Origin of the sequence: Kitasatospora sp. NPDC097691 (assembly GCF_040302665.1) — a bacterium.
Taxonomy (GTDB): domain Bacteria; phylum Actinomycetota; class Actinomycetes; order Streptomycetales; family Streptomycetaceae; genus Kitasatospora.
The window spans coordinates 22,752-47,375 of sequence record NZ_JBEORY010000069.1; the positions used below are offsets into that span (position 1 = coordinate 22,752).

Below are 24,624 nucleotides of genomic sequence, written 5' to 3' on the forward strand. Positions count from 1 at the left end.
GAGCAGGCCGGCGCGACAGGTGCGCAAACTCGATGGACACCTGTACGAACTCCGGCCATAGTCGCCGGGTGCCGACCCCACCCCCACGCCCCCGCCGCCTCGCCTGGGCGAGCCGCAACTTCCGCATCCAGACCGCCGCCACCGTGATCAGCGGCCTGGGCAACGCCGGTGCCCCCATCGCCACCGCCTTCGCCGTCCTCGGCAACGGCGGCACCACCACCGAGGTCGGCTACGTCACGGCCGCGCGGCTGCTGCCGACCGTGCTGCTCCTGGTGCTCGGCGGAGCCCTCGCCGACCGCCTCCCCCGACACCGGATCATGGTCGCCGCCAACGTCTTCAGCGGCGCCTCCCAGGCCGTGCTGGCCGCGCTGGTCCTGGCCGGGCACGCGCAACTCTGGCAGCTGTTGCTGCTCTCCGCCGCAGGCGGCGCCGGCTACGCGCTCTACTCCCCCGCCTCCGGCGGCATGATCATGCAGGCCGTCCCCCAGGAGCACGCGGCCCGCGCCTTCTCGGTCTTCCGGATGGGCCAGAACGCCGCCCAGATCGGCGGCGCCGCCCTCGGCGGAGCCCTCACCGCCGCCCTCGGCCCCGGCTGGGTGCTCGCCCTGGACGCCCTCTGCTTCCTGATCGCCGCCGCGCTGCGCTTCTTCCTGGAGCCGGAGCAGGCCCCCGCCCCCTCGGGCGGCAGCATGCTGCGCGACCTGCGGGAGGGCTGGCGGGAGTTCGCCTCCCGCCGCTGGCTCTGGGTGGTCGTCCTGCAGTTCTCCGTCCTGGTCGCCTGCATCGGCGCGGTCGAGTCGGTCTACGGGCCGGCCATCGCCAAGGAGCGGCTCGGCGGCGCGGGCGCCTGGGGCCTGGCGATGTCCGCCTACGGCGTCGGCCTGGTCGCCACCGGCCTGCTGATGGCGCGCTGGCGGCCGCGCCGGATCCTGCTGGTCGGCAACTGGGGGGTGTTCCTGTTCGGCGTGCCCGCGCTGGCCCTCGCCGCCGGTGCGCCGCTGCCGCTGCTGGTCGTCGCCATGTTCCTCTCCGGTGTCGGTGTCACCGTCTTCAGCGTCAACTGGATGGTCGCGCTCCGGCAGGAGATCCCGGAGGAGATGTTCTCCCGGGTCTCCGCGTACGACGAGCTCGGCTCCTACTCGCTGGCCCCGGTCGGCACCGCGCTGGCCGGCCCGGCCGCCGTGGCGCTCGGCCTCGGCGGTGCGCTCTGGACCTGCGCCGTCGCCTGCCTGGTACTCAGCGCAGCGGTCCTGCTGGACCCGCAGGTACGCCGGCTGACCCGCCGGGGCACCACCGACGCACGGGTGCCCGCCACCGAGCCCGTACCCGCGCCGTGAGCCCCCTGTGCGCCCTGCGTGCGCCCACCGGGGCGCAACCGGTGGGACGGATGGTTCGTCCGAGCGGGTAGGAGACACGACCGCCCTGGGGGCCCACCGGTGCCGAAGCCACTGCTGTTCCTGGACGTCGACGGCGTCCTGAACCCGGTCTGCCCGCATCCGGACACCGGTTTCGACACCCACGCCCTGTTCGGCCACACCGTCCTGCTGTCCACCCGGCACGGCGAGTGGCTGCGCGAACTCGCCGGAACGTACGACCTGGTCTGGGCCACCACCTGGGAGGACCACGCCAACACCCACATCACCCCGGTGATCGGGCTCGACCCGCTCCCGGTGGTCCGCTTCAGCGGCTACGTCCCACAGCCCGGCGACCCGCGCGTCCCGCTGATGGAGCTGTTCTCCGCGGCCAAGTGGGCCCCGCTGCTGCGCCACGCCGGAGGCCGTCCGTTCGCCTGGGTGGACGACGTCATCCCGTCCCGGCTGGTCCGCCGGTCCCGCTGGCGCCGCGACCGCCTGCTGCTGCCGATCGACCCCGGCCAGGGTCTGGAGCGCCGGCACGTCGACCGGCTGCTCGCCCGCCCGCCGCGCGGGCGCGCACTCCGGATCGGGGCGTTCAGGGGGTCGGCAGCCAGCTGACGTGCCCGGCTAGCAGCGCGTAGCCGACGAAGGCCACCGTGTCGATCAGCGCGTGCGCCACCACCAGCGGCATCACCCGCCCCCAGCGCCGGTACAGCAGGCAGAACACCGCGCCCATCACCATGTTGCCGACCAGCCCGCCGACCCCCTGGTACAGGTGGTACGAGCCGCGCAGCACCGAACTCGCCGCCACCGCCGCCGGCCAGGACCAGCCCAACTGTCCCAACCGGCGCAGCAGGTAGCCGAGGACGACGACCTCCTCCAGGATGGCGTTCTGCCAGGCCGACAGCACCAGCACCGGCACCCGCCACCAGACGTCCGGCAGCCCCGAGGGCGCCACCGTCAGGTTGTACCCGGCCGCCTGCGAGGCCAGGTACAGCGCCAGCCCCGAGCCGCCGATCGCCGCCGCGACGGCCGCGCCCCGGCCGAGGTCGCGCAGCTTCTGCCCGAGGTCGAAGCCCAGCACCCGCAGCGCGACGCCCTCGCGCACCAGCAGGTAGCCGACCAGCACGACCGGCATCAGGCCGCGCCCGATGTAGTACAACTGCCACACCAGGTCCAGCCAGGGCCGCCCGGGCGCCCGCGAACCGTTCAGGGTGGCGACCTGCTGGCCGAGCTTGATCGGTTCGGTGAGCGAGCCGGCGAAGCTGATCAGCGCGCCGATCCCGCTGGCCCCGAGCGAGAGGCCGAGGACGATCAGCAGCTCCGCCCCGAGCAGCCGGCGGGTGAGCTGCTCGGTCTCCGGCGCGGTCGGGCGGGTGGTCACGGGGGCTCCAGCGGACGGGGCGGTCGCTCCGGCCGTCGGCCGACCGCCGGAGCGATCATCCTGACACAGCGGCCCGGCCGACCCACCGGCCAGGTGCGGTCCCGTCACCGGACGTGCTCCGGCGGCCGGGTGCGCGGCGGCTAACCCACCGGCCAGGTGTGGACCGGCTCCCCGCCGCGCATGTACTCGGCGTAGCGCCGGGTCATCGCCGCGAGCGCCGTCGGCCGGTCCATCCCGTACTGCTCGCGCAGCCGGTGGAAGGTCGCGCTCTGCCAGGCCGCGCCGTTGGTGCGGCGCAGGCAGCGCTGCTCGATGATGCCCAGGTAGCGGTCGCGGTCGGCGGGCTCCACGCCCCACTCGTCGAGACCCTGGTAGGCCATCGGCAGCAGCTCGCCCAGCACCAGGTCGACGGCGGACACCGTCTGCAGCCCACCGCCGCGCCCGGCCCGCCCGGGGCGCGGCCACTGGAACACCGCGTCGATGCCGTACCGCGCGCCCTGCCGGAAGTTCTCGTCCGCCCGCTCGAACGGCAGCCGGGTCCAGACCGGCCGGGGCTGCTCGGCGAGCACCCGCACCAACCCGTAGTAGAAGGCGGCGTTGGCCAGCGTGTCGGCCACCGTCGGCCCGGCCGGCAGCGCCCGGTTCTCCACCCGCAGGTGGGCCACCCCGCCGGCGATGTCGTAGATCGGCCGGTTCCAGCGGTAGATGGTCCCGTTGTGCAGCCGCATCTCGGCGAGCTTGGGAGCGCCGCCCGAGGCCAGTACCTTCAGCGGGTCCTCGTCGTCGCAGATCGGCAGCAGCGCGGGGAAGTACCGCAGGTTCTCCTCGAACAGGTCGTACGCCGAGTCCACCCAGCGCTCGCCGAACCAGGTGATGGGGCGTACGCCCTGCGCCTTGAGCTCGGCCGAACGGGTGTCGCAGGCCTGCTGGAAAAGCACCGGCCGGGTCTCCCTCCACAGCTCCCGCCCGAACAGGAAGGGGGAGTTCGCGCCCACCGCGAGCTGCGGCCCGCAGAGCGCCTGGGCGGCGTTCCACACCGAGGAGAACCGCTCGGGGGTCACCTGGAGGTGCAACTGCAGCGAAGTCGCGGCGGCCTCGGCGACCATGGTGATGGACTCCAGCTGGAGGTGCTCCACGCCCTCGATGTCGAGCGTGATCTCCTCCCCCCGCGCGGCCAGGATCTGGTCGCTGAGCAGGCTGTACCGCTGGTTGTGGCTCATCGAGTCGAGCCCGGTGTGGGCGTGCTCCAGGGTCGGCAGGATGCCCACCATGACGATCCGGGCGCCCGCCTCGGCGGCCCGCCGGTCGGCGTAGCGCAGCCCGGTGTCGATCTCCTCGCGCAGTTCCTCGAAGACGTGGCCGCAGAGCCGGTGCGGCGTGATGTTGACCTCGATGTTGAACTTGCCCAGTTCGGTCTGGAAGTCGCTGGAGCCGATCTCGCTCAGCACCTGGGCGTTGTTCATGGCCGGCAGGCCCTGCTCGTCGGCCAGGTTGAGCTCGATCTCCAGCCCCATCACCGCCCGCGGCCGGTCGAAGCGGTCCTCCCGCAGCATCCGTCCCAGTGCCTCCTGACAGGCCTGGAGCTTGCGCCGGTAGAGCTGCCGGTCCGCCAGATCCGCCCGAGTCGCCACGACCTTCTCGCCCACGGTCCCCTCCTTCTGAGACACCCCGTTGAGCCACCCGGCCGACCGACCGTGGAAGCATCATGCCCACCTCGAAGATCGATACCCGAATGCTTGTACTGGCTTGCAATGCAAGGCAACTGACGGAATATCAGACCATCTGCAGACTTGCCCGGCGCCACCGCCTGTGATAAACAGATCACCCTGCGCATCTGTTCGATGGAATTCGCACAGCCCTCCGGCCGGTCGGCTCCCGCCCCGAAACCCCTCGTCGACGGCGGCGACCGCGCCGGCACCGCGATCCTGACAACCGGACACGGCCAGGCCCCGTCGCCGTTGACGCGCCGCGCCATGCCGGTATGCCGCACTCGCACGCCGATCTCGCTTGGAGAGGCGGACCCCGCCATGACTCTGCAGACCCCCCAGCCCCCGCCGAGCGCCCTGCGCGCGGTCCTGGGCGCACTCGACTCGGAGACCGCGCTGCGCCAGCCCGCCGCCGCAGCGCTGCGTCATCCGGCCGGCCCCCTGGTCCCCGCACATCCGCTCGCGGTGCACGTCCTGGACGGCCCGCGCCCCGAACTCCCCGCCGCCCGCCGCACCGGGTGGCGCTTCCTGATCAAGGACGGCGCCGACGTGGCCGCCGCCGCCGAGGTGGTACAGGCCGTCGAGGGCCACACCTTCTCGCACTTCACCGCCGGCCCCTACCTCGACTCGACGGTCCGGGCGCTGCGCGAGGCCTGGCAGCTCGCCCAGAGCTCCCGGATCCGCCAGCAGCCCCGGCTGCTGACCTTCCCCGGCCAGTACGCGACGGCGCTCTGGCTGCACAGCCCCGACACCGGCCCGGCCGCCGACCTGCTGATCCCGCTCGCCCCGGCCCCGCTCGGCGTCACCGCCCACCGCGCCTACCCGGCCGCCGAACTCCTGCCGCTGCTCGCCAGGGCCCCGCTCGTCAGGCCGCTGCTGCTCGGCTCCTCCTGAACCACCCGCATCCGCACGGGCCGCCGGACCACCCGCCCGGCGGCCCTCCGCCATGCCCGCGTGCCCGCCGGTCCTCCACCATGCCCCGCGCCCCGGGCCGGAGCGCGTCACCCGAACGGGCTCCGTACCGGCCGGCAGATGGGTGCCACCCGAACGGGGCACCCGCCATGGCCCGATCGGGCCATCCCTCACCTGATCCACCGGTGCGCGATTTCCCCCCGGCCCCACCTGAACGGGTGATCTCTGCCCGGGAGTTGTGGCGCATGTCACGAAATCCCTGCGGGCACGTCCGCAGATGCCGACACTGGGAACCAGCGTGGAAGGACCACCTGTCCTACCCACTTGAGCGCCGGTCAACACCTGGTCGGCGTGCGGACAGGATCCGACCACCGCGGCGGCCTCCGGACGGCACGACCTCCGGCGACCGCACCACGGGGAGGATCGCAGAGCGAAGCGAGGGTACGTATGTGCCAGCACCGTCCTGAGTGCCCATCGGCCGAGTCCGAGGACCGCGAAGCGGCCGTGTCGGTGGCCTGCCACCCGGAGCAGGGCTGGAGCCTGCTCTGCAACGGCGTCGTCCTGTTCGAGGACACCGGAGAGCTGCTGCCGGACGGCCGGGTGATCGCCCCGCGCCGCCCCGTCGCCCACGCGGCCTGACCGCGCGGTCCGACCGTACGGCGGGCGCGGCCGCCGAATCGATCGCAGTACGGGCAGGGCCCCGGCGGAGAGTTCCGCCGGGGCCCTGCCGTCCGTCCGGTCGCCGTGGCGACCGGATCCGTCAGACGCCGTACTCGTCCAGCGGCGGGCAGGAGCAGACCAGGTTGCGGTCGCCGTACGCGCCGTCGATCCGGCTCACCGGCGGCCAGTACTTGTCCGCCGGGTTCACGCCCGCCGGGAAGACCGCCTCCTGCCGCGAGTAGCCGTGTGCCCAGTCGCCCGCCAGCTCGGCGGCGGTGTGCGGGGCGTTGCGCAGCGGGTTGTCGTCGGCGGCCCACTCGCCCGAGCCGACCTTGTCGATCTCGGCCCGGATCTCGATCATCGCGTCGCAGAAACGGTCGATCTCGTGCAGGTCCTCGGACTCGGTCGGCTCGATCATCAGCGTGCCGGCCACCGGGAAGGACATCGTCGGCGCGTGGAAGCCGTAGTCGATCAGGCGCTTGGCGATGTCGTCCACCGTCACGCCCGTCTCCTTGGTCAGCGGGCGCAGGTCGATGATGCACTCGTGCGCGACCAGCCCGCCCGGGCCGGTGTAGAGCACCGGGAAGTGCGGCGCCAGGCGCTTGGCGATGTAGTTGGCGTTCAGCACCGCGACCTGGGTGGCGTGCTTGAGGCCCTCGCCACCCATCAGCCGGACGTACGCCCAGGAGATCGGCAGGATCGCCGCCGAGCCCCACGGGGCTGCCGAGATCGGACCGACACCGGTGGCCGGGCCGGCCTCCTCCTGCAGCGGGTGGTTCGGCAGGTAGGGCGCCAGGTGGGCACGCACCGCGACCGGGCCGACGCCCGGGCCGCCGCCGCCGTGCGGGATGCAGAAGGTCTTGTGCAGGTTCAGGTGCGAGACGTCCGCGCCGAACTTGCCCGGCTTGGCCAGACCGACCAGGGCGTTCAGGTTGGCGCCGTCCACGTAGACCTGGCCGCCGGCCTCGTGCACCATCGCGCAGATCTGGGTGATCTCGGTCTCGTACACGCCGTGGGTCGACGGGTAGGTGACCATCAGCACCGAGAGGTTGTCGCGGTGCTGCTCGATCTTGGCCTTCAGGTCCTCGACGTCGACGTCGCCGTCGACCAGGGTCTTCACCACGACCACGCGCATGCCGGCCATCACGGCGGAGGCCGCATTGGTGCCGTGCGCCGAGGACGGGATCAGGCAGACGTCGCGCTGGGTGTCGCCGTTGGCGTGGTGGTAGGCGCGGACGGCCAGCAGGCCGGCCAGCTCGCCCTGGGAGCCCGCGTTCGGCTGGATCGAGACCGCGTCGTAGCCGGTCACCTCGACCAGCTGCTGCTCCAGCTGGCGGATCAGGGTCAGGTAGCCCTGGGCCTGGTCGATCGGCGCGAAGGGGTGGAGCTGGCCGAACTCCGGCCAGGTCACGGCCTCCATCTCGGTGGTCGCGTTGAGCTTCATGGTGCAGGAGCCCAGCGGGATCATGCCCCGGTCCAGCGCGTAGTCCCGGTCCGACAGGCGGCGCAGGTAGCGCAGCATGGCGGTCTCCGAGCGGTGGCTGTGGAAGACCGGGTGGGTCAGGTACTCGTCCTCGCGCAGCAGCGCGGCCGGCAGCGCGTCGGCGGCCTCGGCGACCTCGACCGCCGGGACGCCGAAGGCGGCCCAGACACCGGCCAGGTGCTCGCGGGTGGTGGTCTCGTCGGTGGAGACCGAGATCCGGTCCGCACCGTCCTGGTACACGTTGACGCCGTTGGCGCGGGCGGCCGCGGCGATCTCGGCGGCCCGGCCCGGGACGACGGCGGTGACGGTGTCGAAGAACTCGCCGTGCAGCAGCTCGACGCCGCCGGCCCGCAGGCCCTCGGCGAGGGCCGCGGCGTAGCGGTGGGTGCGGCGGGCGATGTCGGCCAGGCCGTCCGGACCGTGGTACACGGCGTACATGGAGGCCATCACGGCGAGCAGCACCTGGGCGGTGCAGATGTTGCTGGTGGCCTTCTCGCGACGGATGTGCTGCTCACGGGTCTGCAGCGCCAGGCGGTAGGCCCGGTTGCCGTCGGAGTCGACCGAGACACCGACCAGGCGGCCGGGCAGCGAGCGGGCGTACTCGGCGCGCACCGACAGGTAACCGGCGTGCGGGCCGCCGAAGCCCATCGGCACGCCGAAGCGCTGCGAGGTGCCGCAGGCGATGTCGGCGCCCAGCGAGCCCGGGGACTTCAGCAGGGTCAGCGCCAGCAGGTCGGCGGCGACGGCGACGATCGCGCCCAGGCCGTGCGCCTGCTCGATGACCGGGGTGAGGTCGCGGACGACACCGGTGGCGCCCGGGTACTGCAGCAGCACGCCGAAGACGCCGCGCTCGGCGATCTCGGCCGGGATGCCGGCGGACAGGTCGGCGACGACGACCTCGACACCGGTCGGCTCCGCGCGGGTCTGGATCACCGCGGTGGTCTGCGGCAGGGTCTCGGCGTCGACCAGGAAGACGCCGCCCTTGACCTTGGTGACGCGGCGGGCCAGCGCCATCGCCTCGGCGGCCGCCGTGCCCTCGTCCAGCAGCGAGGAGCCGCAGGTCGGCAGGCCGGTCAGGTCGGAGACCAGGGTCTGGAAGTTGAGCAGCGCCTCCAGGCGGCCCTGCGAGATCTCCGGCTGGTACGGGGTGTAGGCGGTGTACCAGGCCGGGTTCTCCATGACGTTGCGCAGGATCACCGGCGGGGTGAAGGTGCCGTAGTAGCCCAGGCCGATCATCGGCTGAAGCACCTGGTTGCGGCCGGCCAGCTCACGCAGCTCGGCGAGGACCTGGGCCTCGGACCGGCCGGCGGGCAGGTCCAGGCCGGTGATGGAGCGGATCGCCTCGGGCACGGCGGTGGCGGCGAGCTCGTCCAGCGAGCCGTAGCCGACGGACGCCAGCATCTTCTCCTGCGCGGCGGCGTCGGGGCCGATGTGGCGGTTCTCGAAGGGGCTGGCCAGCTCAAGCTCGGTGAGGGTCGAGGCGCCGGTGGGGCGTCCCGCGTTCGGCTGGGCGTTCATGGTGGTCGAGGCCTCCTGGTCACGGACCGGCGGGGGTACGCACGCCGGCCGACCTTCCCGCTGCGGACAGCGAAATCAGCCGTGGCGGGCGAACCCGACAGGCCTCCCCCTCTGTCATCGGGACCTGAGAGCTTCGCCCGCACGGCGCGCCGTGGGCGCTCCGTCGGCTTGCACCGTCGGTGAGGGTGGTGGTCGCCGGCTTCCGTGCCGACACTCCTGCCCTGCTTTCCAGAGTGACCTACCCCACACGGTACGGATGCCTGAGAGATTCCGGGGAGGAGTTGCTCCTTCGGCGCTCCGACCAGCGGTTTTCGCGGCGGAGACTCTCCCGAGCGGGCTCTGCGGTCGCCGCCCAGGGTACCAGCGGGAGGCCTTCCGATCACGGGTGCTTCAGGTCACGCCGGGTCTACGCGCGTCCCCCGGACGGCCCAGCCCACAGCCCGTCCGGCGCACCCCGGTCGCGCCCGTCCGATTCATGGCATTTGGTGTGGAGTGGCGGACGGAACGGGTGCTCCGGCCGCCTTCCTGCGGGGGTTCCGCAGGCCCAGCGCCCTGGAGGAAAGAGTGCAGACCGACATCGACCCCCGGGACCTCATCGGCCACAAGGCGGTCGACCGCAACGGAGACAAGATCGGTACGGTCGACGAGGTCTATCTGGACGATGCCACCGGCCGGCCCGAGTGGGCCGCCGTCCGGACCGGCATCTTCGGCCGGGACGCCTTCGTCCCGCTCACCACGAGCGACTTCTCCGGCGAAGAGCTCCGGGTCCCGTACGACAAGTCGCTGGTCAAGGAGTCCCCGGACTTCGGTGTCGGCCAGCACCTGTCCCCCGCCCAGGAGCTCCAGCTCTACCGCTACTACGGCCTCGACACCCCGGGGAGCGACGACCCGGCCGACGACGACGGCGGCCACGCCGCCCAGTCCGACCTCGACTTCGGCACCGGCTCGGCGGCCCCGGTCGCCGTGCCCGCGGCAGCGGCCGCAGCCGTCACCAAGCCGCTCGCCCTGCACTCCCCCGAGCCCGCCCCGATCAACACCAGCACCGCCACGGAGGCCCACGTGCGCACCCTCAGCGCCCCCGCACCCGCTCACGCCCCCACTCCTGCTCCCGCTCCCGCCGTCACGCCTCCCGTCGAGCCGAAGCCGCAGCAGCAGTCGCAGCCGCACCCGCACCCGCAGCCCGCCGAGAGCACCGTGGGCGCCGCCGCCCCCGCCCCCACAGACCCGATCGAGGTCACCTGCCGCGAGGAGCGGCTGGACGTCAGCACCGAGTGGCACACCGTGGGCACCGCGAAGCTGCGCAAGTACGTGACGACCGAGCAGATCGAGCGCCGCGTCCCGGTGGTCCGCGAGCGCGTCCGGGTCGAGCGGATTCCGGTCGGCGAGGCCGAGCGCGCCTCCCTCACCGAGAAGGAGATCGCCGAGGCCGTCGAGGAGGTCACCCTCCGCGAGGAGCGCCCGGTGGTGCACAAGCACCTCGCCCCCATCGAGCGCGTCCGCCTCGTCGTCGAGCGCTACACCGCCGAGGAAGTGATCCGGGACGAAGTCCGCCGCGAGCACGTCGAGGTCCACGACGACACCCCCGCCGAGGACCCGCAGCCGTCGTCGATCGCGCCCGCCCCGGAGACCTCCCGCCCCACCGCCATGCGCCCCCTCGTCTGACCCACACCCCGTCAAGGGCCCCGGCCACCCCTGGCCGGGGCCCTTCCGCATGCCCAAGCCCCGGCCTCACCATCACCCACGCGCCACGGCCTCCACAGCCCAACCCGGCACCCCGCCCCCGGCCCGCCGCAGGCGCCCGACAGACCCCCGCCCCTCCCCCTTTGCCAAAGCTTAACCACTCGATATTTGACACTCTGAAGTATCTCCCTGCATGGTTACTTCAGTTCATTCACTATGTACGGGAGGAAGCAACCGTGAGTGAGGCATCCCAGCCCACCACCGCGGCCGAGAAGCAGAGCAGCGCCCGGGTCCTGCCGGCCCTCATCCTGGCGATGCTGTCGTTCAGCGTGGTGCAGACCGCGGTCGTCCCGATCCTGCCCTCGCTGGCCAAGGAACTGAGCGTCTCGGCCTCCAGCATCACCTGGCTGATGACCGCCAACCTGCTCTCCGCCGCCGTGCTGACTCCCCTCCTCGGCCGCTTCGGCGACCTCCGGGGCCGTAAGCCGATGCTGCTGATCTCGCTGGCGGGCCTGGTCGCCGGTTCGGCGCTGGCGGTCAGCACCCACTCCTTCACCTGGCTGGTCGTCGCCCGCGTCCTGCAGGGCGCCGGCGGTGGCGTGATGCCGCTGGCGATCAGCATCGTCCGCGACGAGCTGCCCAAGCAGAAGGTGACCGGCGGCGTCGCCGCCATCAGCGCCTCGATGGGCGTCGGCTCCGGCCTCGGCCTGGTCGCCACCGGTCTCCTGCTGGAGCACTGGAACTACAAGTCGATCTTCTGGATGGGCCTGGTCTTCGGCCTGATCGCCGTCGCCCTGGTCGCCATCCGCGTCCCGTCCGACCCGGTCACCGACAAGGAGGGCGGCGCCGACCCGCTCGGCGCGATCACCCTGGCCGGCTGGCTCTCCGCGCTGCTGGTCGCGGTCAGCCAGGGCAACCACTGGGGCTGGACCTCGACCAAGACCCTCGGCCTGTTCGCCGTCGCCGCCGTCGTCGCCCTGGTCTGGGGCATCATCGAGACCAAGGTCGCGCACCCGCTGGTGGACATGAAGATGATGTCCCGCCCGGCCGTCGCCTTCACCAACACCGCGGGCCTGCTCATCGGCTTCGGTATGTACGGCTCCTTCATGGTCATCAGCAACTTCGCCCAGACCCCGGAGAAGCTGACCCACTACGGCTTCACCGCCACCGTCCTGCACGCCGGCGTCATGCTGCTGCCGTCCGCGATCGGCTCGATGGTGGCCGCCCCGCTCGGCGCGGTGCTGATCGCCCGTCGCGGTCCGCGTCTGCCGCTGGTCCTCGGTGGCGTCCTCGGCGCCATCGCGATGGCCTACCTGGCCCTGCGGCACAGCCACGAGGGTGACATCTACACCGCCTCGGCGATCTTCGGCCTCGGCGTCGGCCTCGCGTTCGCCGCGATGCCGGCCTACATCAACGGCGCCGTGCCGGTCGAGCAGAGCGGCATCGCCAACGGCATGAACTCGGTGCTGCGCACCGTCGGTGGCGCGATCGGCACCGCCGTCATGGCCGCCATCCTGACCGGCGACACCATGAAGCTGCCGCCGCAGATCCCGCTGCTGCTGCCCACCCTGGACGCCTACAAGCACGCGTTCTGGACGGCGGCCGTGGTCTGCGCCGTCGCCGGTGTCGTCCCGTTCCTGATCCGCACCGTCAAGCCGGCCGCTCCCCTGACCGTCGTCGAGGGCTCGGCCCAGCAGGACTCCAGCGACAAGCTGGTGAAGACCGACGCCTGACGAGGCGTCCGGCCCCCGCGCTCAGGGACAGGGCGCGGGGGCCCGGTCTCCGTACGTCGCGAGGGCATCACGAACGTACGGAGTCCGGCACGGTGATGCGGCTCCACCCGGTACTCCCCCACCGGGTGGGGCCGTTTTCGTGTCTCGGCCCGCTCGCCCGCGCCCGCTCTCAGCCCCGCTCGTCCACCCCGTCGGCCCGGCCCGCGCCCGGACCCGCGCCCGCGCCCGGGTCCTCGCCCGCAGCAGGGTCCGCATCCGGATCAACGTCCGGGTCCCGGCGCAGCGACAGCGGCCGGGCCGGCTCCAGCGCCGGGTCGTCCACCGCGAAGGTCCGCACCCGCCCCGGCCCGCTCCACGGCGTCTCGAACCGTACGGTGACCCTTCCGACGCCGCTGCCCTGCACCCAGCCCGGCCCGAACTCCGTGTGCCGGACGTCCTGTCCGGGCATCCAGCGCCGGACCACGACGGCCTCCGGCTCCTCCTCGGCCTGCTCGGCCTCGGCCGCCGCCTCGGCGTGCTCCGCCGCCTCCTCCCGCAGGGCCTGCGCGAACAGGTCCTCCTGGGTGTAGTCGGCGAGCTGGGCGACGCCCACACCGAGCAGCCGGACCCCGCCGGTGATGTCCACTTGCTCGGCGAGTCGGCGCGCGGTCGCGGTGATCACCGCCTCGTCGTCCGTGGGCCCGCCGAGCGTTTCCGAGCGGGTCAGCGTCGAGAAGTCGAACCGGCGGACCTTGAGCACCACGGTCCGCCCCGAGCGCCCGGCCGCCCGCAGCCGCCGCACGCACCGGGCGGCCAGCGCCTCCACCTCGCGCAGCACCCGGTCCCGGTCGGCCAGGTCCACCTCGTAGGTGTCCTCCACCGAGACGGACTTGGCGTCCTGGTCGGCCACCACCGGCCGATCGTCCAGCCCTATCGACATGTGGTGGATCCCGGCGCCGTGCGCCCGCCCGAGCAGCTGCACCAGCTCCGCCTCGCCCGCCTCCGCGAGGTCGGCCACGGTGTTCAGCCCGGCCCGCCGCAGCACCTGCTCGGTGGCCGGCCCGATCCCCGGCAGCGCCCGTACGGGCATCGGCCCGAGCACGGCCCGCTCCTGACCGGGTTCGATCAGCACCAGGCCGTCCGGCTTGGCCTGTTCGGAGGCGATCTTGGCCATCAGCTTGGAGCCGGCCGCGCCGACCGAGCCGGTCAGCCCGGTGAGCCGCTGGATGTCCGCCCGCAGGTCCTCCGCCAGCGCGAGCACCAGCCGCTCGCCGGTCTCGTGGTCCGTCTCCGCCAGCACCGGGCCGTACGGGCCTGCCTCCAGGTCCACGAAGGCCTCGTCCAGGCTGAGCGGCTGCACCAGCGGCGACAGCTCCCTCAGCAGGCCCATCACGATCTCGCTGACCTGCCGGTAGGCCTCGAAACGGCCCGACAGGAAGGCCGCGTTGGGGCAGAGCCGACGCGCCTGCGCCATCGGCATCGCCGAGTGCACCCCGAACTTCCGCGCCTCGTACGAGGCCGTGGAGACCACTCCGCGCCCGCCGAGCCCACCGACGATCACCGGCTTGCCGCGCAGGCTCGGCTTGGCCGCCTGCTCCACCGCCGCGAAGAAGGCGTCCATGTCGAGGTGGATGATGCTCGGCAGTGATCGCACCCGCCGATCATCGCGTACGGGTCCGACAGTGCGTACGAACCCGGCCGGGCGCCCTGCGGGCAGCCGCCTACGGCTGCTTCTTCGCCGCGTCCGCGAGCGCCTTCGGAATGCCGTCCTCCTTGGGCCCGAGGAACACCGGGTCCGGCCGCAGCCAGGCGTTGACCGCCGCCTTGCCCGCCCCGGCCACCTCCCGCAACCCGCCGTACAGCCAGGTCTCGTCGTGCAGTTCCGGCACCCCGACCGCGTACGAGCGGATGCCCGCCGCCTCGCACAGCGCCAGCGCCCGCCGGACGTGGAAGTCCTGGCTGACCAGCACCGCCCGGTCCACCCCGAATATCCGGTGCGCCCGGGTGCAGGAGTCCCAGGTGTCGAAGCCCGCGTAGTCCCGGACCACCCGCTCCGCAGGCACCCCGTGCGTGGTCAGGTACGTGAACATCGCGTCGGGCTCGTCGTACTCGGTCCGCCCGTTGTCCCCGGTCACCAGGATCGCCTGCACCTTGCCCTCCCGGTACAGGTCCACCGCCGCGACGAGCCGGTGCTCCAGGTACGGCGAGGGCTTGCCCTGGTCCAGCCCGGCCCCGAAGACCACCGCGACCGGCGCGGACGGCGCGCTCTCCACCGTGCCCACCCGCTCACCCGCGGAGAGCCACACCCAGGCGCTCGGGGCCAGTGCCAGCGAGCAGAGCAGCGTCCCGACCTGGAACACCCTGCGCTGCGTCCCCCGCTGCCGCAGCCGCGCTCCCAGCAGCGCGGCCCTGCGCCGCAGCAGCTCCGCCATCCCCGTGCCGACCCGCACGTGCCCTCCCTCGATCGTTTCGCCAGGCAACACGACGAGGCCGCGGGTCCGAACGGTTCCCCGTCCGGGCCCGCGGCCCCGTCGAATCGATGCTCAGACCGCCCGGTTGCGCCGTTGGGCCAGTTCGTCGGCCGGGTCCTGCCCGACCAGGGTCTCGCCGGTGTCCGTGCGCTCCGCGTGCAGCCGCCCGAGGGTGAGCTCCAGCTCCCGCCAGACCGCTCCCACCGCGATACCGAAGACCCCCTGACCGCCCTTCAGCAGATCCACCACCTGCTGCGGCGTGGCGCACTCGTACACCGTCGCGCCGTCGCACATCAGCGTCATCCCGGCGAGGTCGCCCTGGTCGGCGGCCTGCAAGTGGGCGACGGCCACCCGGATGTTCTGCAGCGAGACGCCCGCGTCGAGCAGCCGCTTCACGATCTTGAGCAGCAGGACGTCGCGGAAGCTGTAGAGCCGCTGGCTGGTCGCCGGGTAGGCCGTCCGGACGCTGGGCTCCAGCAACCCGGTGCGGGCCCAGTAGTCCAGCTGGCGGTAGGTGATGCCGGCCGCCGCGCAGGCCGTCGGGCCGCGGAAGCCGATCAGTTCGGACGTCGGGGCCAGCCGCTCGATGGCCGGCTGCCCCGGCTGTACGGCGGGGAACCTGCTCACCCGGGGAAGGTCCGCGACGGTACGGGCGGTGCGCGGCACGTGCACGGCGCACAGGCCTCCCACGGCGTCATCGCCGGTGCTGCTCATGCCTGCCTCCGTCCACTCGTGCTGCGGGCAACCCGACTGCGGGCATCGGCCACCCGGACAGCCACTCCTGACGGTAGGCAGTCCCCTATGACCCGTCAACGATCGCCACGCCGGGCCAGACAAACCACATCACTCAGGAGAGTGGTTTTTCGTGCCCCTAGTCTGGGTAGGTCGACGGTTTTTGGCAAAACGATGAGCCGAATGGCCGTTCAGCCGGTCCCCACTACTGCGGGCCGCCGCCCCCGAAGTCCTCGGGCGACACCTGGTCGAGGAACTCCCGGAACTTCTCGACCTCGTCCTCCTGCTCGTCCGGGATCGCGATGCCCGCCTCGGCGAGCACCTCCTCGCTCCCGTAGATCGGCGTACCGGTCCGCAACGCCAGCGCTATCGCGTCGGACGGCCGGGCGCTCACCTCGACCCCGCCGGCGAACACCAGCTCGGCGTAGAACACACCCTCCCGCAGATCGGTGATCCGCACCTCGGTGAGATGCTGGCCGAGCGCCTCCAGGACGTCCTTGAAGAGGTCGTGCGTCAGCGGGCGCACCGGCGTCATGCCCTGCTGGGCGAAGGCGATCGCGGTCGCTTCGCCGGGGCCGATCCAGATCGGCAGGTAGCGATCTCCCCCGACCTCCCGCAGCAGCACGATCGGCTGGTTGGAAGGCATCTCCACTCGGACACCCACGACGTCGAGCTCATTCACACAGGCAACCCTATGGCTCCGATCCCGGATATGAAAGCGCAGAGCCGACGCCGCTGGTCAGCGCGGTGCCACCGGCGCCCGGAGGCTGCCCGGGAGCCTACCCGCGGGTCCGCAGACCCGCCTGGACCATGGCCGCGTGCAGCCGTACCGACAGCGTCGCGAGCTCCCGCGCGGTGGCCTCGGCATGGGCCCTGGTCTGCGGGTTCCGGTGCCGGCGCAGCGGCGCCACCACCTGCTCCACCAGCGCGACCTCGCGGTCGGCCGCCGCCTTCATGGCTCTCAGGTGCCGCGGCTCCAGGCCGTACCGACCGAGCTCCGCGACCAGCCGGGCCACCTGCAGCGCCTCGCCGTCGTACCCGCCGTCCGGGCCCGGCGCGACCAGCCCGTACGACTCCCACTCGACGAGCTCCCGCTCCCCGGCCTCGGCGGCGGCGAGCAGCTCGGCACGCCCCAACCGGACCCCGGAGGGAACGTCGGCGGAGGCCACCAGCTCGCGGTCCGCCTCCTCCATCGGGCCGGGCCGGTTGTCGGTCGGGGCGGGCAGCGCCGGCGGGCTCTCGCCGCGCTCGATGGCGTCCAGGTGCTCGCGGATCACCCGCAGCGGCAGGTAGTGGTCCCGCTGCATCCGCAGGACGTAGGCCAGCCGCTCGACGTCGGCCGGGCTGAACTTGCGGTACCCCGAGGGCGTGCGCTGCGGCTCGACCAGCCCCTCCGCCTCCAGGAAGCGGATCTTGGAGATCGTGACCTCGGGGAAGTCGTCGCGCAGGAAGGCCAGCACCGCGCCGATGCTCAGCAGTTCGTCACCGCCGCGGCGCCGACCGGCGGGCCGGTCCGTGCGGACCGGCTGCCTGGGGCCCGCGACCACCCCGCGCCCGCCGCGGTCCGCCTGCGGACCGGACGGAGCTGGGGTGGCCGCCCCGAGAGAAGAGGAAGGGGTATTCGTATTCACTCGGGCTCCTGCCGACGTTGGTTTCAGTACCCCCGGTTGTGGCCGGCGAAGAACACCAGCCGGTACTTCCCGATCTGGACCTCGTCGCCGTTGTTCAGCGACACCTCGTCGATCCGCTCCCGGTTCACGTAGGTGCCGTTCAGGCTGCCCACGTCCGCGACGCTGAAGCCGGCCGGGGTGCGGCGGAACTCCACGTGGCGGCGAGAGACCGTCACGTCGTCCAGGAAGATGTCACCCTGCGGGTGGCGCCCCGCCGTGGTGATGTCCGAGTCCAGCAGGAAGCGGCTGCCCGAGTTCGGGCCGCGCTGCACGATCAGCAGGGCCGAGCCCGGCGGCAGCGCGTCGATCGCCGACAGCACCTCGGCCGACAGGGCCGGCGTGGCACCGGTTCCGGTCGTGGTGTTGGGGTCGTACGACTCCAGGCCGGAGATGGAGATGGTCGACGTGGTCTCCGCCGGCGCCTCCGGCAGCAGGCCGCCGCGCAGCGCCGTACCGCAGTTGGAGCAGAACCGGGCCGAGGCCGGGTTCTGGTTGCCGCACCTGGGGCACGGAGAGGAGCCAGCCATGTTCACAGCCTCCTGGCGCGGCACACCCGACGGGTTGTGCCCGGCGTACGGGTCCGGGGCAAACCCTCCACCAGAGGTTGAGGGTGCTGACGGGAAACCTATGCGCGGGTCGCCGGAGGGGTCAACCGACGCGCCGTAGCCCGCCGGATTCCCGGCGTACTGGGCGGCGCCGCCGTCCCGGAACAGCTGCTGGCCGGCGTACGGCGCGGCCTCGGGAGCGGGTCGCATGCCCGGCACGGCGGGCTCGTCCTCCGACCGGCGGTGCCGCGCGGTCGGCGCCTCCACGGCGGCCGCGCCGTTGTCCTTGTTACGACCGAACAACTTCGAGAAGAAACTCACGGGCGAATCCCCTTGCGTGTGACAGACCCGCCCGCGGGGCAGGGTGAGAACCTCGGACAGGCTGCGAGCCCGGTTGCGGCTCGGGCCCGCTTGAGTGGTACTCCGACAGTTGGTGCTGCGGTTCTTGATCCGGAGCGTACTGGTGCGAACCAGTCTCGCCCACGTGACGGCGGCGCCCCGCACCGGGTGCCGTCGGCCCGTGACGGGCCGTTCGTCGGACGCCTCGTCACTTCGAAGCCGGCTTGGCGTACTGCGGCGTCTTCGGATCCACGAGGGCGTCCACGACAACCTTCTGCTGCTGGGTGATCGTCGCCCGCGCCTGGTGGCTCTCCAGCGTACGGACGACACCCCCCGGGATGTTCAGCGCGGGTGTCAGATCCTGCGGGTTCCCCACGACGGTGAACCGATAGGGCTGCGAGACCTTCTTCCCGTCGATCTGCACCCCACCGCCCGCGAGGTCGGTGAAGTAGGTGTTGACCACCACGCGCACATCGTTGATCTGAATCGCCTCCGCCCCCGCCGCTCGAAGTTCCTGCAGGGTGTCCAGCAGCATATCTGCCTTCACCTGCCCTTGGGGATCATCGACCGTGAGTACGATGCCCGGACCAGTGGCTCTGACAGTACCGGCGAGCACGCCGAGTTCCGTCACCTTCTTCCTGGTCTGCTCCTGGGCCTCCTTGGCCTGGTTGGAGCTGTTCTCCAACTTCGCCAGGGACTGCTCCAGCTCCGCCTTCTCCTGCTGGAGACGCTGCTGACGGCTGTCCAGTTCGTCGAGGATCCGGACCAGGTCCTCCTGCCGGGCGCCACGCAGCTGGCTGTGGTGGTCGTTGGTCGACCGCACCTGAATGGCCAGCCCCAAGCCGAGCGAGAACAGCAGCAGTGCCACCACCAACTGCCCGCGCGACAGCCGCGGCGGCCACAGCGCCGCCTTCAGTCGCCGCCGACCGGCGTTCCGGTCCACGACGGGCGCCTGCGCGCCGGGCTCCGCCGCTGCGGGCTCGGGCTCACCCTCAGGCTCCGGTACGGACTCCGGCTCGGCCTGCGACTCCGGGCCTGCCTCTCGCTCCGGGCCCGCCTGAGGCTCCGGCTCCGGCCGGACCGGCTTCACCAGCCGCAGCGTCGGCTCCGGCATCGAGTCGGCCTCGAGCTCAGCTTCAGCGTCAGACCTCTCCCCGGCCGGCTCCTCCGCGGCATCCGGGACCTGCTCGCCCCTCGCAGCCGGGACGGCCGCTCCGGCCTCCTCAGCAGCCTCGTCCGGCTCTGCCGGCCCGTCCGACCCGGACGGGTCGCCCGTCTCCGGCGCGGGTCCCTCGACGGCCTCCACGGCGGGCTCCTCGGCCGTCCTGCCGTCCGGCTCCGCGGCCGGCTTGCCGACGGCCGGCTTCGCGACGGTCCGCACGGCGGCCCGCTCCTCCTGTGCCGCCTCCTCGCGGCCCTGCTCAGGCACGGAAGACATGGCGCCGGATCGCGGCCGCGTTGGAGAAGATGCGGATGCCGAGGACGACGACCACACCCGTGGACAGCTGCGAGCCGACGCCCAGCTGGTCACCGAGGAAGACGATCAGGGCTGCGACCACCACGTTCGACAGGAACGAGACGATGAAGACCTTGTCGTTGAAGATCCCGTCGAGCATCGCCCGGACGCCGCCGAACACCGCGTCCAGGGCCGCCACCACCGCGATCGGCAGGTAGGGCACGACGGCGTCCGGCACCTCGGGTTGGACGAACAGGCCGACGACCACCCCGATCACAAGACCCAGTACGGCAATCACGGTCTGGCTGCTCCTGTCCCTGTCGTGGTCTTGGCGGATCCGGTCGACGGACGCCGCTTGGGGTTAGGACCCCCGCTGGTCGCGGATGGTGAAGGGCTTGGTGGGGCCGACGGTGAGACGGACGCGCCCGGGGCCTCCGAGGTTCCGGGCCCGGGCGAGGCCGTTCCGCTCACGGATGCCGTGGCCGTGGCCGACGGTGTCGCCGTCGACGAGGGCTCGGGCGTGACCGGCTGCGCGGTCCGCAGCGTCACCCCCACCGCTGCCGGAAGCGTCAGGCTCTTCTGCGTGGAGAGCGTCGACTTGATGCCGTACTTCTCCTGGAGCAGCCGCAGGTACTGCCCGGCCATGTCGTTCTCGAAGGCGGTGAGGAGTTTCGGCCCGTCCCCGATCGCCTGGATGGTGTACGGCGGCACCAGCGGCCGGTTGTCGACCAGCACCGCCTCACCGGCGGCCCGGATCGCGGAGAGCGCGGTGAGCCGCTGGCCGTTGATCGCGAGGGCTTCGGCCCCGGATCCCCAGAGGCCGTTCACCACGAGTTGCAGGTCGTGGTCCCGCAGCCGGCCGCTGTTGGAGAAGCCCTGCCCCGCCCGCGGGTCGACGTTGCCGCCCAGGCCCGTCCCCGCGGCGTCCTCCAGGACCAGCTTCATTCCCGGCCCGGTGACCTCGCCGAGGCCCACGGCGCCGCTCAGACCCCCCGTGTCCCCGTCCCCCGAGGCCAGCGCCTGTTGCTGCGTGCTGTCGACCTTGCGCCGCAGCTCCTGCACCTGCTTCTGCAGCCGGTCGGCCGAGGTGTTGCTGTCGTTGATCCGCTGGATCAGCGCGTCCCGCTCCTTGGCCAGTGTCGGCTCGGCCTTGTGCGCGTTCACCGCACCCACCGTCACGACCGCTCCGACCAGCGCCAGCCCGGCGCCCAGCGTGAGCAGGCCCTGGAGCGTCCCGGGTATCCGACTGTCGCGGGCACCGCCGCGCGCCGCGGCCGCCTCGGCGTAACCCTCGTCCAGGCTGTGGTCCATCACATTGGTCAGCAGGGACATCGAGGCGTCCGGGCGGTTGTACCGCCCGTTCGGGGGACTCGAAGTCGGCGTCGCTGGCATGGGGACCATCGTCCCATGACGACGAGGGGGCCCGTGCACGGCCCCTGAGCTGCACACACGCTGCACACAAGACGGAAGCGACGGATTGTTCCGAATGATGTGAAAACGGACAGCGGGGCGCACGAACGATGCCGTGCGCCCCGCCGATCAGGGCCGTTCGGTACTCAGCCCCGGGCCGTCACCGCCCGGCGCCCTCGACCACCGCCGCCCACTCGTCCAACAGCGCCTCGGTGGCCGCGTCGTCCGGGCCCTCCGCCCAGAGGTGAGTGATCGCCTCGGCCGGATCCGGCAGCACGAGCGTCCAGCGCCCGTCCGCCTCGACAACCCGGACACCGTCGGTGGTGTCCAGGCGCCGGCTCCCGGCCGCCTCCACCACCGAGCGCATGACCATGCCCTTGGCCGCCCACGGCGTCGCGATGTCCCGGCGCCGGATGTGCGCCTGCGGGATCCGAGCGTCGATCTGGCTCAGCGTGAGCTGGGTCCGCGCGACCAGGCCGACCAGCCGGACGAAGGCCGCGGCCCCGTCCAGCACCCCGCTGAACTCGGGCACCACGAAGCCGCCGCGCCCGTCCCCGCCGAACACCGTTCCCTCGGCGGAGGCCGCCTTCGCGAGGTCGTCCGGCGTCGTCGTGGTCCAGATGACCTGGGTGCCGTGGTACGCGGCGACCTGCTCGGCGATCCTGGTCGTGGTCACCGGCAACGCCACCTGCCCGCTGCGCCGCTCGGCCGCCACCAGGTCCAACAGGACCAGCAGCGCCCGGTCGTCGTCGATCACCCGGCCCAGCTCGTCCACGAACGCGACGCGCTCGCCGACCGGGTCGAAGCGGACCCCGAAGGCCGCCCGTGAGGAGGCCACCAGCTCACCGAGCCTGGCCAGCCCGGCCCGCCGCGTCTCCGCGTCCTCCGTCGGCCGCGACTCGTCGAGCCCGCTGGAGACGGTCAGCGCCTCCACCCCGAGCCGCCCGAGGATGCTCGGCAGGACCAGGCCCGCGCTGCCGTGCGCGGTGTCCACCACGACCTTCAGCCCGGCCTCCCGGACCCCGGTGGTGTCCACCGTCCGCAGCAGGTTGCCCGCGTAGGAGTCGAAGACGCTGGACGGGAAGGTCAGGTCCCCGATCTCGCCGGGGAAGGCCCGCCGGTACTCCTGGCGCGCGTACACGCGGTCCAGCTTGCGCTGCCCGCCCTGCGACAGGTCCGCGCCGCGCTCGTCGAAGAAGAGGATGTCCAGCGAGTCCGGCACCCCCGGCGTGGTCCGCAGGAAGATCCCGCCCGCACTCCCCCGCGCCGTGTGCTGCCGGGCCACCGGCATCGGAACGTTCTCCAGGTCACGGACGTCGATCGCCGAGGTCTGCAGCGCCGAGATCATCGCCCGTTTGAGCGCACGCGCACCACGCGAGTGGTCACGCGCAATGGTGACGGTGGCTCCCTTCTTCAGCGTCGTCGCGTACGCCCCGGCCAACCGGACGGCGAGCTCCGGGGTGATCTCGACGTTCAGGATCCCCGACACGCCACGGACGCCGAAGAGGTGCTCCTGGCCGCGCGACTCCCAGATCACCGACGTGTTGACGACGGCGCCGGCCTCGATGGTCTTGAACGGGTACACGCGGACGTTCGCCCCGATGATCGACTCTTCGCCGACCAGGCACTCGTCCCCGATCACCGCTCCGTCCTCGATCCGCGCGGCTCGCATCACATCGGTGTTCTTGCCGATCACGCAGCCCCGCAGATTGCTCTGCGGCCCGACGTACACGTTGTCGTGCACCACCGCCTTGTGCAGGAACGCACCGCGCTTGACGACGACGTTGCTGCCCAGCACGGTGTGCTCGCGGATCTCGACGCCGGCCTCGACCTTGGCGTAGTCCCCGATGTACAGCGGACCGCGGAGCACCGCTTCGGGGTCCACTTCGGCCCCCTCGGCGACCCAGACTCCGGGCGAGATCTCGAACCCGTCCAGCTCGACGTCGACCTTGCCCTCCAGGACGTCCGCCTGGGCCTTGCCGTAGCTCTCGTGAGTGCCCACGTCCTCCCAGTAGCCCTCGGCGACGTAGCCGTAGACCCGCTTGCCCTCCTTCAGGAGCTGCGGGAAGACGTCACTCGACCAGTCGACGGACTCACCCGCTGCGACGTAGTCGAAGACCGCGGGCTCCATCACGTAGATACCGGTGTTCACCGTGTCCGAGAAGACCTGCCCCCAGGTCGGCTTCTCCAGGAATCGCTCGACCCGTCCGTCGTCGTCCGTGATCGTGATACCGAACTCCAGTGGATTCGGCACCCTGGTGAGACAGACGGTGACCAGCGCGTCCTTGCTTCGATGAAAGTCGATCAATTCAGAGAGATTGAAGTCGGTCAACGCGTCACCGGAGATCACCAGGAACGAGTCGTCCTTCAGCGCGTCTTCGGCATTCTTGACACTCCCCGCAGTGCCCAGTGGTGTCTCCTCGTGGGCATACGTCAGATGCATGCCCAACTCCTCGCCATCACCGAAGTAGTTCTTGACCAGTGACGCCAGGAACTGCACGGTGACGACGGTGTCGGAGAGGCCGTGCCGCTTCAGCAGCCGAAGCACGTGCTCCATGATCGGCCTATTGGCGACCGGAAGCAGCGGCTTCGGCATGCTGGAGGTCATCGGGCGGAGTCGAGTGCCCTCGCCCCCTGCCATTACAACGGCTTTCATTACGGGTGCGTCCTCCTTCGCGGTGGTGGACCAGCAGGTCCATCAAACCGTTCCAGAGGGTTCTCTACCCGGAAGGTATCGTCCGACTCACCGATGAGGCGTGGGGCTTCTCTCAGATCACGTCTCAGACTGCGGACGCCGAGCCCGCCGGCCGCCCCTTGACGATCTGCCGCGCCTGCACCGCGTAAAGAATGGCGGCCCACCAGTACAGCGTGGTGCCCCACCAGATGAAGGCCCAGCTCACCACCTCGGCCGGCCGCGCGATCCAGCTGTCCACGCTGCCGAGCAACAGGAGCGGGAACGCGTACATCAGATTGAAGGTCGCGGCCTTCCCCAGGAAACTCACCTGCAGCGGGCCGTAACCGTGCTTGTTCAGAATGGGCAGCAGCGCGGCGATGAAAAGTTCCCGGGCCAGCAGAATCGCCGTCAGCCACCAGGGCAGAATCTCACGCCAGGTCAATCCGACCAGCGTGGACAGCACATAGAGCCGGTCGGCCAGCGGGTCCAGCAGCTGCCCCACCCGACTGATCTGCCCCCACCGTCGGGCGAGCTTTCCGTCCAGGTAGTCGCTGACACCACTCAGCGCCAGGATCAGCAGCGCCCAGCCGTCATTGTTGGGCCCGCCGAAGACCGGCCACAGAATGAGCCAGAGAAAAAGCGGGACGCCGACCAGCCGGCCCATGCTCAGCAGGTTGGGGATGGTGAGGACGCGATCGGTCTGGACTCGCGTCTCCTGGACCTCCACCCGGGGGCCTCCTGTCCGTTGTGGCGACAATGCACACTGACCTTACAACAGAGAAGCCCCCGTCCGGTTCACCCGGCGGGGGCTTCTCTCGAAGAATTGTTCGGCGGCGTCCTACTCTCCCACAGGGTCCCCCCTGCAGTACCATCGGCGCTGTGAGGCTTAGCTTCCGGGTTCGGAATGTAACCGGGCG

General features: G+C 71.8%; 20 protein-coding genes, 1 rRNA gene and 2 riboswitches. Of the genes, 6 read left to right on the plus strand and 15 right to left on the minus strand.

Features of this window, described 5'->3' with window-relative positions; all coding sequences use genetic code 11:
- Positions 1-68: 68 nt before the first annotated feature.
- Both ABTY56_RS33310 and ABTY56_RS33315 read left to right on the plus strand, forming a co-directional pair.
- On the plus strand, positions 69-1,337 hold the full coding sequence (locus tag ABTY56_RS33310) for an MFS transporter (protein ID WP_350633116.1): 1,269 nt from the start codon (positions 69-71) through the stop codon (positions 1,335-1,337).
- Positions 1,338-1,436: 99 nt separating this feature from the next.
- The gene (locus ABTY56_RS33315; RefSeq protein WP_350633117.1) at positions 1,437-1,973 is read left to right on the plus strand and encodes an HAD domain-containing protein; all 537 of its coding nucleotides are present in this window, start codon (positions 1,437-1,439) and stop codon (positions 1,971-1,973) included.
- Here ABTY56_RS33315 and ABTY56_RS33320 read toward each other — a convergent pair.
- Positions 1,951-2,739, minus strand: coding sequence for a CPBP family intramembrane glutamic endopeptidase (locus tag ABTY56_RS33320; RefSeq protein WP_350633118.1), 789 nt, complete (start codon positions 2,737-2,739; stop codon positions 1,951-1,953). The genes ABTY56_RS33315 and ABTY56_RS33320 overlap by 23 nt on opposite strands.
- Before the next feature lie 140 nt (positions 2,740-2,879).
- Entirely contained in the window at positions 2,880-4,385 is a 1,506-nt protein-coding gene (locus ABTY56_RS33325) for a glutamate-cysteine ligase family protein (RefSeq protein WP_350633119.1), read from the minus strand.
- A gap of 381 nt (positions 4,386-4,766) precedes the next feature.
- Between ABTY56_RS33325 and ABTY56_RS33330 the strand changes: the two genes are divergently transcribed.
- Positions 4,767-5,339, plus strand: coding sequence for a hypothetical protein (locus ABTY56_RS33330; protein ID WP_350633120.1), 573 nt, complete (start codon positions 4,767-4,769; stop codon positions 5,337-5,339).
- 465 nt (positions 5,340-5,804) lie between these two features.
- Positions 5,805-5,996 (plus strand): DUF5999 family protein, encoded by a 192-nt coding sequence (locus ABTY56_RS33335; protein ID WP_030256473.1) that lies wholly within the window; start codon positions 5,805-5,807, stop codon positions 5,994-5,996.
- A 121-nt stretch (positions 5,997-6,117) separates the two neighbouring features.
- Here ABTY56_RS33335 and gcvP read toward each other — a convergent pair whose 3' ends face one another.
- Positions 6,118-9,018: an aminomethyl-transferring glycine dehydrogenase gene (gene gcvP / locus ABTY56_RS33340; RefSeq protein WP_350633121.1), complete on the minus strand. Its 2,901-nt coding sequence runs from the start codon at positions 9,016-9,018 to the stop codon at positions 6,118-6,120.
- 104 nt (positions 9,019-9,122) lie between these two features.
- Positions 9,123-9,255: riboswitch (glycine riboswitch) on the minus strand.
- A gap of 1 nt (position 9,256) precedes the next feature.
- Positions 9,257-9,359: riboswitch (glycine riboswitch) on the minus strand.
- A gap of 223 nt (positions 9,360-9,582) precedes the next feature.
- On the opposite strand from gcvP, the gene ABTY56_RS33345 reads away from it, so the two are divergent.
- Together ABTY56_RS33345 and ABTY56_RS33350 are read left to right on the plus strand one after the other, a co-directional pair.
- Positions 9,583-10,680: a PRC and DUF2382 domain-containing protein gene (locus tag ABTY56_RS33345; protein ID WP_350633122.1), complete on the plus strand. Its 1,098-nt coding sequence runs from the start codon at positions 9,583-9,585 to the stop codon at positions 10,678-10,680.
- Positions 10,681-10,934: 254 nt separating this feature from the next.
- Positions 10,935-12,431: an MFS transporter gene (locus ABTY56_RS33350; RefSeq protein ID WP_350633123.1), complete on the plus strand. Its 1,497-nt coding sequence runs from the start codon at positions 10,935-10,937 to the stop codon at positions 12,429-12,431.
- A 169-nt stretch (positions 12,432-12,600) separates the two neighbouring features.
- Here ABTY56_RS33350 and ABTY56_RS33355 read toward each other — a convergent pair whose 3' ends face one another.
- The 12 genes from ABTY56_RS33355 to rrf all read right to left on the minus strand — a co-directional run.
- Complete coding sequence (locus ABTY56_RS33355; RefSeq protein WP_350633124.1) at positions 12,601-14,064, minus strand: DNA polymerase IV; 1,464 nt, start codon at positions 14,062-14,064, stop codon at positions 12,601-12,603.
- Between the two features lie 67 nt (positions 14,065-14,131).
- Complete coding sequence (locus ABTY56_RS33360) at positions 14,132-14,842, minus strand: SanA/YdcF family protein (protein WP_350633129.1); 711 nt, start codon at positions 14,840-14,842, stop codon at positions 14,132-14,134.
- A 111-nt stretch (positions 14,843-14,953) separates the two neighbouring features.
- Entirely contained in the window at positions 14,954-15,595 is a 642-nt protein-coding gene (locus tag ABTY56_RS33365) for a MerR family transcriptional regulator (RefSeq protein ID WP_350633125.1), read from the minus strand.
- Positions 15,596-15,818: 223 nt separating this feature from the next.
- Positions 15,819-16,295: a bifunctional nuclease family protein gene (locus ABTY56_RS33370; protein WP_350633126.1), complete on the minus strand. Its 477-nt coding sequence runs from the start codon at positions 16,293-16,295 to the stop codon at positions 15,819-15,821.
- Between the two features lie 97 nt (positions 16,296-16,392).
- Positions 16,393-17,088, minus strand: a complete 696-nt coding sequence (gene ftsR, locus ABTY56_RS33375; RefSeq protein WP_350633130.1) for a transcriptional regulator FtsR — start codon at positions 17,086-17,088, stop codon at positions 16,393-16,395.
- A 179-nt stretch (positions 17,089-17,267) separates the two neighbouring features.
- On the minus strand, positions 17,268-18,149 hold the full coding sequence (locus tag ABTY56_RS33380) for a double zinc ribbon and FHA domain-containing protein (protein ID WP_502893240.1): 882 nt from the start codon (positions 18,147-18,149) through the stop codon (positions 17,268-17,270).
- Between the two features lie 226 nt (positions 18,150-18,375).
- The gene (locus ABTY56_RS33385; RefSeq protein ID WP_350633132.1) at positions 18,376-19,281 is read right to left on the minus strand and encodes a DUF881 domain-containing protein; all 906 of its coding nucleotides are present in this window, start codon (positions 19,279-19,281) and stop codon (positions 18,376-18,378) included.
- A gap of 307 nt (positions 19,282-19,588) precedes the next feature.
- Positions 19,589-19,921: a small basic family protein gene (locus tag ABTY56_RS33390; RefSeq protein WP_030062488.1), complete on the minus strand. Its 333-nt coding sequence runs from the start codon at positions 19,919-19,921 to the stop codon at positions 19,589-19,591.
- Positions 19,918-21,015 carry a DUF881 domain-containing protein gene (locus ABTY56_RS33395; protein ID WP_502893241.1) on the minus strand — a complete coding sequence of 366 codons (1,098 nt, stop codon included), beginning with the start codon at positions 21,013-21,015 and terminating at the stop codon, positions 19,918-19,920. The genes ABTY56_RS33390 and ABTY56_RS33395 overlap by 4 nt, the downstream gene beginning before the upstream one ends.
- A 178-nt stretch (positions 21,016-21,193) precedes the next feature.
- Positions 21,194-23,689: a sugar phosphate nucleotidyltransferase gene (locus ABTY56_RS33400; RefSeq protein ID WP_350633127.1), complete on the minus strand. Its 2,496-nt coding sequence runs from the start codon at positions 23,687-23,689 to the stop codon at positions 21,194-21,196.
- A 124-nt stretch (positions 23,690-23,813) separates the two neighbouring features.
- Entirely contained in the window at positions 23,814-24,434 is a 621-nt protein-coding gene (gene clsA / locus ABTY56_RS33405) for a cardiolipin synthase ClsA (RefSeq protein ID WP_350633128.1), read from the minus strand.
- A gap of 98 nt (positions 24,435-24,532) precedes the next feature.
- A 5S ribosomal RNA gene (gene rrf / locus ABTY56_RS33410) occupies positions 24,533-24,624 on the minus strand; the annotation flags it as partial.